We start from the raw sequence: 12,628 nt of genomic DNA, 5'->3' as shown, positions 1-12,628 counted from the left end.
CTGCCCCGAACGATTTTCTGATGAGACCGAGCCATGCATAACAACAATAAAGAGCTGACCCTCAGCGCCCCGCTCAGCGGCCCGGTGCTCACGCTCGCCAAAGTCCCGGACCCGGTGTTCGCCAGCGGCGCCATGGGCGACGGCATCGCGATCGACCCACTGAACGACACTCTCCACGCGCCGTGTGCCGGCGTCGTGGTGCACGTCGCCCGCAGCGGTCACGCCGTCACCTTGCGTGCCGATAACGGTGCCGAATTGCTGCTGCACCTGGGCCTCGACACCGTCGAGTTGCAGGGCGAAGGCTTCTCGATGCTGGTCAAGGAAGGCGCGCGGGTCAGCAACGGCCAGCCGCTGTTGCGCTACGACCTGGACAAGGTCGCGCAGCAGTGCAAAAGCCTGGTCAGCCTGATGATCCTGACCAACAGCCAGGACTTTCAGGCGCGGCCCATTACGCTGAAATCGGTGAAGGTCGGCGATCCGTTGCTGCACATCATTCGTCGGCTGGCGCCGGGCGCGCAGGCAGACGTGGACCTTTGCGGCGAAGAACTTTTCGGCCACGTTTGCATCGCCCATCGTGGCGGTCTGCACGCTCGCCCGGCCGCGCTGATTCGTCAGACCGCGCAAGGGTTCAAGAGCAAATCGCAGCTGCATTTCGCTGGCAAATCGGCGACCTGTGACAGCTTGATCGGGCTGATGAGCCTGGCCGTCGGCGAGCAGGACGAGGTTCAGGTCAGTTGCCAAGGCCCGGATGCCGAAGCGGCGCTGCAAGCATTGCTGATCGCCTTGTCCACAGCGTTGGCCGAAGACAGCCACGCCGCCGCGCCAACACCGATTACCCGACGCAATCGGGCTGCCGAAGCGGGCGTGCTGCACGGTGTCTGCGCCGCTCCCGGTATTGTCGGTGGGCCGTTGTTTCGCTTGAACGCCATCAGCCTGCCGGTGGATGCCGGCAGCCACGATCCCGAGCAACAATTGCACGCCCTCGAGACCGCGTTGACCGCCGTGCGCAGCGAAATCGACCACACCCTGGCCCAGGCCAGGAAACACAAGAACACTGACGAAGAAGCGATCTTCACCGCGCACCTCGCCTTGCTCGAAGACCCGGCGCTGCTGGACGCGGCCAACGTCTCCATCGTTCAAGGCATGGCCGCGACGCACGCCTGGAGCCAATCGATCGATGCGCAGTGCGACGTCCTCCAGCAACTCGGCAGCGCATTGCTGGCCGAACGCGCCAACGATCTGCGCGACCTCAAACAACGGGTGTTGCGCGCCTTGCTCGGTGAGGCCTGGCATTACGATGTGCCGGCTGGCGCCATCGTTGCCGCCCATGAATTGACGCCGTCGGACTTGCTGCAATTGAGCCAGCAAGGCGTCGCCGGGTTGTGCATGGCCGAGGGCGGCGCAACTTCCCATGTCGCCATCCTGGCTCGCGGCAAAGGTCTGCCGTGCCTGGTTGCACTGGGTTCGGCGCTTCTGGATCAGGCGCAAGGCCAGGCTGTGGTGCTGGATGCCGACGGCGGTCGTCTCGAACTGGCGCCGACGGCCGAACGCCTGGCCGAGGTGCATCAGGCACAACTTGATCATCAGCAACGTCGTGCACTTCAACAATCACAGGCTCACACCCCGGCACTGACGCTCGATGGTGTGCACATCGAAGTCGCGGCCAATGTCGCCTCCAGCACAGAAGCGGCCGACGCGCTGGCCAATGGCGCCGATGGCGTCGGCCTGCTGCGCACCGAGTTTTTGTTTGTGGACCGCAACACCGCGCCGGACGAACAGGAACAGCGTCTCGCCTATCAAACCGTGCTCGACGCCATGGGCGACAAGTCGGTGATCATCCGTACCATCGACGTCGGCGGCGACAAACAACTCGATTACCTGCCGTTGCCGGTCGAGGCCAATCCGGTGCTCGGCTTGCGCGGCATTCGCCTGGCTCAGGTGCGGCCGGAACTGCTTGATCAGCAACTGCGCGCGCTGCTCCATATCCGCCCGCTTTCGCGCTGCCGGATCCTGTTGCCGATGGTGACCGAGGTCGATGAGTTGCTGCACATCCGCCAACGCCTCGACGCGCTGTGCACTGAACTCGGTGTAAGTGAGCGTCCCGAACTGGGCGTAATGATCGAAGTCCCGGCCGCCGCGCTGCTGGCCGAGCAACTGGCCGAACATGCGAACTTCCTGTCCATCGGCACCAACGATTTGTCGCAATACACCCTGGCCATGGACCGCGACCACGCCGGCCTCGCCTCGCGAGTCGACGCGATGCACCCGGCGCTGCTGCGGCTGATCGCTCAGACCTGCGCCGGTGCGGCAGTGCATAACCGTTGGGTTGGCGTCTGCGGCGCCCTCGCCTCCGACCCGCTGGCCACGCCAGTACTGATCGGCCTGGGTGTCAGCGAGCTGTCGGTCAGCCCGGTACAAATCGGTGAAATCAAAGATCGCGTGCGCCACCTCGACGCTGCCGAATGCCGACGCATCAGCCACGACCTGCTCAAGCTGAGTAGCGCCAGTGCGGTGCGACACGCCTGTCATCAGCAATGGCCTCTGAGCTGAACAACAAAAAGAATCCAGGGAGATACGCCATGTACCAATACTTTATCGAAGGCCTGCAACGGCTCGGTCGCGCGCTGATGCTGCCGATCGCGATCCTGCCGATTGCCGGTCTGCTCCTGCGTCTGGGCGACACCGATCTGCTGAACATCGCGATCATCCACGACGCCGGCCAGGTGATCTTCGCCAACTTGGCAATGATCTTCGCCATCGGCATCGCGGTCGGTTTCGCCAAGGACAACAACGGCACCGCCGGCCTCGCCGGGGTCATTGGTTACCTGGTGATGATCTCCACGCTCAAGGTGCTCGATGCGAGCATTAACATGGGCATGCTCGCCGGGATCGTCAGCGGCCTGATGGCCGGCGCGCTTTACAACCGTTTCAAGGACATCAAGCTGCCGGAGTACCTGGCGTTCTTCGGCGGGCGGCGCTTCGTGCCGATCGTCACCGGATTCGCCGCCGTCGGCCTGGGCGTGATCTTCGGTTTGATCTGGCCGCCGATCCAGCATGGCATCAACGGCTTCGGCACATTGATGATGGAGAGCGGCAGCATCGGCGCCTTCGTCTTCGGCGTGTTCAACCGCCTGCTGATCGTCACCGGTTTGCACCACATCCTCAACAACATGGCGTGGTTCGTCTTCGGCAACTTCACCGACCCGACCACGGGCGCCATGGTCACCGGCGACCTGTCGCGCTACTTCGCCGGAGACCCGAAAGGCGGCCAGTTCATGACCGGCATGTTCCCGGTGATGATCTTCGGCCTGCCCGCCGCGTGCCTGGCGATGTACCGCAACGCCCTGCCGGAACGACGCAAAATCATGGGCGGGATCTTCCTGTCCATGGCGCTGACCTCATTCCTGACCGGCGTCACCGAGCCCATCGAATTTGCGTTCATGTTCCTCGCGCCGTTTCTGTTTTTGCTCCATGCGCTGCTGACGGGGCTGTCGATGGCGATCACCAATGCGCTGAACATCCACCTAGGGTTCACCTTCTCCGGCGGCTTCATCGACATGGTGCTCGGCTGGGGCGAGTCCACCAACGGCTGGCTGGTGGTGCCGGTGGGGTTGGCGTACGCAGTGATCTATTACTTGGTGTTTGATTTCTGCATTCGTCGCTTCAACCTCAAGACACCGGGACGTGAAGAGGTGCCGACCGGTGACAAGGTTGTGGTCGCCGAGAATGAGCGGGCCGGGGCTTACATCAAGGCGTTGGGTGGTGCACAGAATTTGATCACCGTCGGGGCCTGTACCACTCGGTTGCGCCTGGACATGGTGGATCGCAACAAGGCAAACGACGCAGAGTTGAAAGCGTTGGGCGCGATGGCGGTTGTGCGCCCGGGCAAGGGTGGGAGTTTGCAGGTGGTGGTCGGGCCGATGGCGGACAGCATTGCTGATGAGATCCGGTTGGCGATGCCGGCGCTGGGTCGTGCGCTGGTCTCCTCCCCTCCTGCTGTTATTGATGCACCGAAACCTGCCGCTGTGGCAAATTCAGAAGCACAGCAATGGCTGAAGGCCTTGGGCGGCGGGGACAATATATTGCAGATGGATTGCGTGGCCATGACCCGGATTCGACTGCAACTGGTGGATGGCAAAGCGTTGTCGGAGGGTGATTTGAAGGCGCTGGGTTGCCAGGGGGTCAGCCAGCTTGAAGGGGGTGTTTGGCACTTGCTGATTGGTGACAAGGCCGCGAGTTTGAGTGGGGCGCTGGAGGCGTTGGTTAATCGTAGTGAGGTGAGTGCCAAGGTTTAGATCTTGACTGCCTGACAGTCCGCCATCGCGAGCAGGCTCGCTCCCACAGTTGAACGGTGCATCCTGCGAGAAAGTGGTCGGCTGTCAGGCCACCTTCGCGGGCAAGTCGGATCGCCGCACCGCTCGCTCCTACATTGGATCGGCGTACACGCTTCGCTCCTCACCACTCAACAGGCCGAGCGTTAGCTCGCCTGCAGCTTTTGATCTTGATCTACCCGCCCCTTTCGGGAGGCTGAGTGGAGGTGTTCATCCGGGGAGTGGCGCGCAGCGCCGTTCGACGCAGTCGAACACGCTGCATGTAGGTGCAGCGAAGCCAACCGGAGGGCAGTGTCCCCGGATGAATACCGGAGCGAAGGTACGCCGAGCATTAGCGAGGGGCCGGACGCTTGGGGCGAGCGTTTTTTTGCTTACTTTGTTTAGGCGCTTGTAAAAAAAGTGAGTCGCCGTAAGGGCGAAACCGCCAGCCGCCGTTACCGCAGGAATGGATATGTACACCTGCAAGAGACTGGTCGGCTGTCAGGCCGCCATCGCGAGCAGGCTCGCTCCTACAATTTTGAGCAACGTACATCCATAAAATCGCGGCCAATAAAAAACCCGCTGAACGCCAATTCAGCGGGTTTCTTGTCTTCACAGCCAACGAATCAAAAATCCGCCAACTGCCACACTTCATAAGCCGGCGTCTCGTAGGGATGGCTGAGTTTCAGCGCGGCCACCACGGCCACGATCAACTCATCCGCCACTACCAGCTCAACCTTCCATTCCTCAACCTGCTCGACCTGCCCCGCTTCGCCAATAAACGGCTGACTGCCATCCAAAGGCCGAAACTGACCCAGACCCAACACCTGCCACGCGCAGTGATCATAAGCGCCGATCCGTCCGCCACCGGCAGCGAACACAGCGCTCTTGACCACCTCGACATGGCTGGCCGGAACAAAAAAGCCGAGCTTATACACAGCCCTTAGTTCACCCAGACGCGAGCATTACGGAACATACGCATCCAAGGTGCGTCTTCGTTCCAGTCTTCCGAACGCCACGAGTTCTGCACGGCGCGGAACACGCGTTCCGGGTGCGGCATCATGATCGTTACGCGACCGTCGCGGCTGGTCAAACCGGTGATCCCGCGCGGCGAACCGTTCGGGTTGGCCGGGTAGTTCTCGGTGACCTTGCCGTGGTTGTCGACGAAACGCATCGCCACGCAGCCCGACAGATCGGCTTCCAGCAACGCTTCTTCGCTGGCGAACTCGGCATGACCTTCACCGTGCGCGATCGCGATCGGCATGCGCGAACCGGCCATGCCTTGCAGGAAGATCGAGTTCGACTCCTGGACCTGGACCATCGCCACGCGCGCCTCGAACTGCTCGGAACGGTTACGCACAAAGTGCGGCCAGAACTCACTGCCCGGGATCAGCTCGTGCAGGTTGGACATCATCTGGCAACCGTTGCACACGCCGAGGGTGAAGCTGTCGGTACGCTCGAAGAAGCCCTGGAATGCATCGCGAGCACGGCTGTTGAACAGCGCGGACTTGGCCCAGCCTTCGCCGGCACCCAATACGTCGCCGTAGGAGAAACCGCCGCAAGCGACCATGCCCTTGAAGTCGTTCAGGTCGACACGGCCGGCCAGAATGTCGCTCATGTGCACATCGATTGCGTTGAAACCGGCGCGGTCGAACGCGGCCGCCATTTCCACCTGACCGTTGACGCCCTGCTCACGCAGCACGGCAACCTGTGGGCGGATGCCTTTCTTGATGTAAGGCGCGGCGATGTCCTGGTTGACGTCGAAGCTGAGCTTGACGCTCAGGCCCGGGTTGTCTTCTTCCAGCAGCACGTCGAACTCTTGCTCGGCGCACTCAACGTTGTCACGCAGACGCTGGATCTGGTAGCTGGTTTCAGCCCAGGTGCGTTGCAGCAGACGACGCTGGCCTTCGAACACGGTGTCGCCGTTGAAGGTGATGTTGATCTGGCCGTTGTTCATCGGCTGACCGATCACCGAAACGCAATCGCCCAGACCGGCTGCGCTGAACTGCGCGAGGATGTCCGGCGTGGCGTCCTGGCGAACCTGGATCACAGCGCCGAGTTCTTCGTTGAACAGGATCGCGGCGATGTCGGCGGAGGTTTCTGCCAGACCGTCGAGGTTCAGGCTCAGACCGCAGTGACCGGCGAAGGCCATCTCCACCACGCTGGTCAGCAGACCACCGTCGGAACGGTCGTGGTACGCCAGCAGGTGACCGTCGGCGTTGAGGCCCTGGATCACGGCGAAGAAGGCTTTCAGGTCTTCGGCATCATCGACGTCCGGTGCTTGCGAACCGAGCTTGCCGTGAACCTGAGCCAGGATCGAGGCGCCCATGCGGTTCTGGCCACGGCCCAGATCGATCAGGATCAGGTCGGTGGTGCCCTTGTTCATGCGCAGTTCCGGGGTCAGGGTCTGACGGATGTCAGCCACTGGCGCGAAACCGGTCACGATCAGGGACATCGGCGAGGTGACGGTCTTGTCGACGCCTTCGTCGTTCCAGCGCGTGGCCATGGACATGGAGTCCTTGCCCACCGGAATGGTGATGCCCAGCTCAGGGCACAGCTCCATGCCGACCGCTTTCACGGTGTCGTACAGACGCGCGTCTTCGCCCGGGTGACCGGCAGCGGACATCCAGTTCGCCGACAGTTTGATGTCGGAGATCTTGTTGATGCGCGAAGCGGCGATGTTGGTCAGGGTTTCGCCAATTGCCATGCGGCCCGACGCCGGAGCGTCCAGCAGGGCCAGCGGAGTACGCTCGCCCATGGCCATGGCTTCACCGGTGTAGACGTCGAAGCTGGTGGCGGTGACGGCAACGTCGGCCACCGGAACCTGCCACGGGCCGACCATCTGATCACGGGCAACAAGGCCGGTGATGGTGCGGTCGCCGATGGTGATCAGGAAGCTTTTGCTCGCCACGGCCGGGTGATGCAGAACGCGCTCGACGCAGTCTGCAATGTCGAGGGTCGACGGATCGAAGTCGTCGCCCAGTTCGTTTTCGCGAACGGCCGAACGGTGCATGCGCGGGGCTTTGCCCAGCAGCACTTCGAGTGGCATGTCTACCGGGCTGTTGCCGAAGTGGCTGTCAGTAACGGTCAGTTGCGGCTCGGCAGTGGCTTCGCCAACGACGGCAAACGGGCAACGCTCGCGCTCGCAGATCGCCTGGAAGCGCTCGAAGTCGGCCGGACCGACCGCCAGAACGTAGCGTTCCTGGGATTCGTTACTCCAGATTTCGTGCGGGGCCATGCCCGGCTCGTCGTTTGGAATGTTGCGCAGTTCGAAGCGGCCACCACGGTTGCCGTCGTTGACCAGTTCCGGGAAGGCGTTGGACAGACCGCCCGCACCGACGTCGTGGATGAAGCTGATCGGGTTTTTGTCGCCCAGCTGCCAGCAACGGTCGATGACTTCCTGGCAGCGACGTTCCATCTCAGGGTTTTCGCGTTGTACGGAAGCGAAGTCCAGGTCCGCCGAGCTGGTGCCGGTGGCCATGGAAGAAGCCGCGCCGCCGCCCAGGCCGATCAGCATCGCCGGGCCGCCGAGCACGATCAGCTTGGAGCCAACGGTGATCTCGCCTTTCTGTACGTGTTCGGCACGGATGTTACCCATGCCGCCGGCCAGCATGATCGGCTTGTGGTAACCGCGAACTTCGTCGCCACGCGGGGTGGTGATCGATTGTTCGAAGGTACGGAAATAACCGGTCAGGGCCGGACGACCGAATTCGTTGTTGAACGCGGCGCCACCCAGTGGGCCTTCGATCATGATGTCCAGCGCGGTGACGATGCGCTCAGGCTTGCCGTACGGCACTTCCCACGGCTGTTCGAAGCCCGGGATCTGCAAGTTCGATACGGTGAAACCGGTCAGGCCAGCCTTTGGCTTGGCGCCACGACCGGTAGCGCCTTCGTCGCGAATCTCGCCTCCGGAACCAGTGGATGCGCCCGGGAACGGGGCAATCGCGGTCGGGTGGTTGTGAGTTTCGACTTTCATCAGGATGTGCACCGGTTCCTGCACCGCGCCGTACTGGCGGGTTTCAGGGTCCGGGAAGAAACGGCCGGCGACGTTACCGACGATCACCGAAGCGTTATCCTTGTAAGCCGACAGGACGCCTTCGCTGTGCATCACGTAGGTGTTCTTGATCATGCCGAACAGGCTTTTTTCCTGGCTCTGACCGTCGATGTCCCAACTGGCGTTGAAGATCTTGTGACGGCAGTGCTCGGAGTTCGCCTGGGCGAACATCATCAGTTCGATGTCGTGTGGGTTGCGCTTCAAACCAACGAAGGCGTTGACCAGGTAGTCGATCTCGTCTTCGGCCAGGGCCAGGCCCAGCTCGGTGTTGGCTTTTTCCAGCGCGGCGCGGCCGCCACCCAGTACGTCGATCGCGGTCAGCGGTTTCGGCTCGGCGTGGCTGAACAGGCCGGCGGCTTGTTCGAGGTTGCCCAGTACGATCTGGGTCATGCGGTCGTGCAGCGCATCGGAGATCAGCTGCGCGTCGGCGTCGCTGAACTGGCCGGCCACGTAGAACGCGATGCCGCGCTCCAGGCGCTGGATCTTGCTCAGGCCGCAGTTGCGAGCGATGTCGCTGGCTTTGCTGGACCACGGCGAGATGGTGCCGAAACGTGGCAACACCAGGAACAGACGACCGGTCGGCTCTTGTACCGGAACACTTGGGCCGTACTTCAGAAGGCGCGCGAGCACCTGCTGTTCGTCGCCGGTCAGGACGCCGGTAACTTCAGCGAAGTGGGCGAATTCAGCATACAAGCCGCTGACAGCCGGGACCTTCTGGCTCAGTTGCTCAAGGAGTTTGCTGTGGCGAAAGGCAGAAAGGGCAGGAGCGCCGCGCAGGATCAACATCTTCGGGACAGCCTCGGGAAGGGGTGTGCTTTGAGGCCGTGCATTCTAGCCTAAACCGCCCGCGACATCACCCGAAACGGTACGCATGGCTGTACCCGAACGTCGGGCCGGGTATCCGGGCCTGAAACCGCTGTTCTGCGGTGGTTATTTTTTCTGTCACAAAATGCAGTCCGGGCCCATTCCTGCGGGCTCCAAGCGGGTTTTCTGCTCCCTAGCAGACAAGCCCTTCGCTGTCGAGATATGGCGCTCGTGGTCCTTTGCGTATACTGCGCAGATGTTTTCCCCAACGGCTTTGCGTCCGCGGTACGCCAAATGGCTGATCGCAACCGGACTCTTCCTGATGCTCAGTGGCTGTGTTGATAAACCCAACACACTTGAGCGCATAAAGGAGGATGGTGTGCTGCGGGTGGTTACCCGGAACAGCCCCGCCACCTACTTTCAGGATCGCAACGGTGAAACCGGCTTCGAATACGAGCTGGTGAAACGCTTTGCCGACGATCTGGGGGTGGAGCTCAAGATCGAGACCGCCGACAACCTTGATGATCTGTTCAGTCAGGTGGGCAAGCCTAACGGCCCAGTGCTGGCTGCTGCCGGTCTGGTCAGCAGCGAGCAACGCAAGCAACAGGTGCGGTTTTCCCACTCCTACCTGGAAGTCACCCCACAGGTCATCTACCGCAACGGCCAATCGCGGCCGACCGACGCGGGCGATCTGGTCGGCAAGAAGATCATGGTGCTCAAGGGCAGCACCCACGCCGGGCAACTGGCGGAGCTGAAAAAGAAATATCCCGGCATTGAATACGAAGAGTCCGACGCGGTTGAAGTCGTCGACCTGCTGCGCATGGTCGATGAAGGTCAGATCGACCTGACTCTGGTCGACTCCAACGAAGTGGCGATGAACCAGGTTTATTTCCCCAACGTGCGGGTCGCCTTCGACCTCGGTGACGCCAGTGATCAGAGCTGGGCCGTGGCCGCCGGTGATGACAACAGCCTGCTCAACGAGATCAATACCTACCTCGACAAGGTGAAGAAAAACGGCACCCTGCAACGCCTGAAAGACCGTTACTACGGGCACGTCGATGTTCTCGGCTACGTGGGCGCCTATACCTTCGCCCAGCACTTGCAGCAACGGCTGCCCAAATACGAACAGCACTTCAAGGCGTACGCCAAGAAAGAGAAAGTCGATTGGCGCCTGCTGGCCGCGGTCGGCTATCAGGAATCGTTATGGCAAGCGGCCGTCACGTCGAAGACCGGCGTGCGCGGCCTGATGATGCTGACCCAAAACACGGCGCAGGCCATGGGCGTGTCCAACCGGCTCGACCCCAAGCAAAGCATCATGGGCGGCGCCAAATACCTGGCCTACATGAAGGATCAGCTGGACGAATCGATCCAGGAGCCGGATCGCACATGGTTTGCACTGGCGGCCTACAACGTCGGCAGCGGTCACCTGGATGACGCGCGCAAACTGGCGGCGAAAGAAGGACTGAACCCGGACAAGTGGCTGGACGTGAAGAAGATCCTGCCGCGGCTTTCAGAGAAGAAGTGGTACAGCAAGACGCGTTACGGCTACGCCCGGGGCGGCGAGCCGGTGCATTTCGTCGCGAACATCCGTCGTTACTACGACATCCTGACGTGGGTCACGCAGCCGCAGCTTGAAGGCAATCAAGTGGCCGAAGGCAACCTGCATGTGCCGGGGGTCGACAAGACCAAGCCGAATCAGGAAACCCCGCAGCTTTAGTCCGGGCAACCGAAATCAAATGTGGGAGCGAGCCTGCTCGCGATTGCGTCTTAACATTCAACGAAGATGTTGGCTGTCAGACCGCTATCGCGAGCAGGCTCGCTCCCACATTTTTGGTTCTGTGTTTGGCTTTAAGCTTTTGCGGCGGCCAGAATCAGCGCTTTCATTTCCGAAACAGCCGACTTGAAGCCCACAAACAACGCATGCGCCACCAGCGCATGGCCGATGTTCAATTCGTTGATGCCCTTGATCGCGGCCACGGCTTCAACGTTGTGATAATGCAGACCGTGACCGGCATTGACGATCAATCCCTGAGCCAGGCCAAACGCGACGCCATCCGCCACGCGCTTGAGCTCTTCAGCCACTTCAGTCGGCGTCTCGGCATCAGCATAACGACCGGTGTGCAGTTCGATCGCCGGCGCACCCACGCGACGGGACGCTTCGATCTGCCGCTCGTCCGCATCGATGAACAGCGACACTTCGCAGCCGATCTTCGCCAGACGATCCACCGCCGCTTTGATCCGCGCTTCCTGTCCTGCCACATCCAGGCCACCTTCGGTGGTCAGTTCCTGACGGGTTTCCGGGACCAGGCAAATGTGCGCCGGGCGGATGCGTTCGGCGAACAGCATCATTTCTTCGGTGACGCCCATTTCGAAGTTCATGCGGGTTTGCAGCACGTCCTTGAGCAACAGCACGTCGCGCTCCTGGATGTGTCGGCGGTCTTCGCGCAGGTGCACTGTGATGCCGTCAGCGCCCGCCTCTTCCGCGTCCAGTGCAGCCTTGACCGGATCCGGGTAGCGAGTGCCCCGGGCCTGACGCAGGGTGGCAACGTGGTCGATGTTCACGCCAAGAAGAATGCGATTGCTGGTGGTCACGGAAGCGCTCCTGAATTTAAAGATTCGGCGCACAGCATACGGGGAGACTACGGCTTGCGAAACAGTTCGCGGCTGACGAGGGGACGACCGCCCAAATGAACGGCCAGCGCCTGACGCATCAAACGTTTGGCAGCGGACAACGCGCCTGGCGCGGTCCAGTCGGCGTCGGCCATGGCCAGCAGTTCAGTGCCATTGAACAGGCCGGGTTGCAGCAAGTACACCTGCTCCAGGCCGGCGTCCACTTGCAAGCGGTAGAGTCCGTCCGGAGCGATGGACTCACCGTGGATGTCGGTGGTCAGGGCGAAGCCGTAACCGAGGTCGTCGAGCAGGCGCCATTCGAAAGAGCGCAATAAAGGCTCCAGTGGACGACCTTCGGCCAGCGCGAGCAACGTCGCGGCGTAGTGATCGAACACACCAGGGTGCGGGTCTTCGGCGGGCAACAGGCGGATCAGCAGTTCGTTGAGGTAGAGGCCGCTGAACAGCGCCTCACCGACGAGCCATGTAGAAGTACCCGCACTTTCCATGCGCCCAACATTCTTCAGCTCGCCACGCCCCCGAAACTCCACTTCCAGCGGCACGAACGGCCGCGCCAATGTCCCGGCCTTGCCCCGCGCGCTACGCAATACCGCCCGCAGCCGACCTTGCGGCGTGAGGAAGTCCACCAGCGCGCTGCTTTCGCGGTAGGCGCGGCTGTGAAGCACGAAAGCGGGTTGGCCGATGGGCGCTTGAGACATGGAAGTCAGGTTCTCAATGAACGAGCACAATTCTACGAACAACCAAAACCAGCGTGGGAGTGAGCCTGCTCGCGATTGCGGTGTGACAGTCGGCATCAATGCTGAATGTTACAACGCTATCGCGAGCAGGCTCA

At 61.7% G+C, this 12,628-nt stretch carries 7 protein-coding genes; 3 read left to right on the top strand and 4 right to left on the bottom strand.

What is annotated here, in order from left to right; all coding sequences use genetic code 11:
- Nucleotides 1-33 precede the first annotated feature (33 nt).
- Entirely contained in the window at nucleotides 34-2,550 is a 2,517-nt protein-coding gene (gene ptsP / locus ACA070_RS05035; protein WP_497450282.1) for a phosphoenolpyruvate--protein phosphotransferase, read from the top strand.
- A gap of 29 nt (nucleotides 2,551-2,579) precedes the next feature.
- Nucleotides 2,580-4,295, top strand: a complete 1,716-nt coding sequence (gene nagE, locus ACA070_RS05030; RefSeq protein ID WP_497450281.1) for an N-acetylglucosamine-specific PTS transporter subunit IIBC — start codon at nucleotides 2,580-2,582, stop codon at nucleotides 4,293-4,295.
- 641 nt (nucleotides 4,296-4,936) lie between these two features.
- On the opposite strand, the gene ACA070_RS05025 is transcribed toward nagE, so the two are convergent.
- Nucleotides 4,937-5,248, bottom strand: coding sequence for an NGG1p interacting factor NIF3 (locus ACA070_RS05025; RefSeq protein WP_497450280.1), 312 nt, complete (start codon nucleotides 5,246-5,248; stop codon nucleotides 4,937-4,939).
- Between the two features lie 5 nt (nucleotides 5,249-5,253).
- Nucleotides 5,254-9,150 (bottom strand): phosphoribosylformylglycinamidine synthase, encoded by a 3,897-nt coding sequence (gene purL, locus ACA070_RS05020; RefSeq protein WP_497450279.1) that lies wholly within the window; start codon nucleotides 9,148-9,150, stop codon nucleotides 5,254-5,256.
- A gap of 274 nt (nucleotides 9,151-9,424) precedes the next feature.
- On the opposite strand from purL, the gene mltF reads away from it, so the two are divergent.
- Nucleotides 9,425-10,885 carry a membrane-bound lytic murein transglycosylase MltF gene (gene mltF / locus ACA070_RS05015; RefSeq protein ID WP_497450278.1) on the top strand — a complete coding sequence of 487 codons (1,461 nt, stop codon included), beginning with the start codon at nucleotides 9,425-9,427 and terminating at the stop codon, nucleotides 10,883-10,885.
- A 131-nt stretch (nucleotides 10,886-11,016) separates the two neighbouring features.
- Here the strand turns inward: mltF and pdxJ are convergent, their stop codons facing one another.
- Together pdxJ and recO are read right to left on the bottom strand one after the other, a co-directional pair.
- Nucleotides 11,017-11,760, bottom strand: coding sequence for a pyridoxine 5'-phosphate synthase (pdxJ, locus tag ACA070_RS05010; RefSeq protein WP_497450277.1), 744 nt, complete (start codon nucleotides 11,758-11,760; stop codon nucleotides 11,017-11,019).
- Nucleotides 11,761-11,807: 47 nt separating this feature from the next.
- The gene (gene recO / locus ACA070_RS05005; RefSeq protein WP_497450276.1) at nucleotides 11,808-12,494 is read right to left on the bottom strand and encodes a DNA repair protein RecO; all 687 of its coding nucleotides are present in this window, start codon (nucleotides 12,492-12,494) and stop codon (nucleotides 11,808-11,810) included.
- Nucleotides 12,495-12,628: the final 134 nt, after the last annotated feature.

The sequence above is a fragment of the Pseudomonas sp. LBUM1678 genome (genome assembly GCF_059695575.1).
This window is presented reverse-complemented; position numbering and strand designations above follow the sequence as displayed.

Coding starts and splice junctions, on each gene's coding strand:
- ptsP (WP_497450282.1), top strand. CDS start 34: ATGCATAACAACAATAAAGAGCTGACCCTCAGCGCCCCGCTCAGCGGC.
- recO (WP_497450276.1), bottom strand. CDS start 12,494: ATGTCTCAAGCGCCCATCGGCCAACCCGCTTTCGTGCTTCACAGCCGC.
- mltF (WP_497450278.1), top strand. CDS start 9,425: ATGTTTTCCCCAACGGCTTTGCGTCCGCGGTACGCCAAATGGCTGATC.
- nagE (WP_497450281.1), top strand. CDS start 2,580: ATGTACCAATACTTTATCGAAGGCCTGCAACGGCTCGGTCGCGCGCTG.
- purL (WP_497450279.1), bottom strand. CDS start 9,150: ATGTTGATCCTGCGCGGCGCTCCTGCCCTTTCTGCCTTTCGCCACAGC.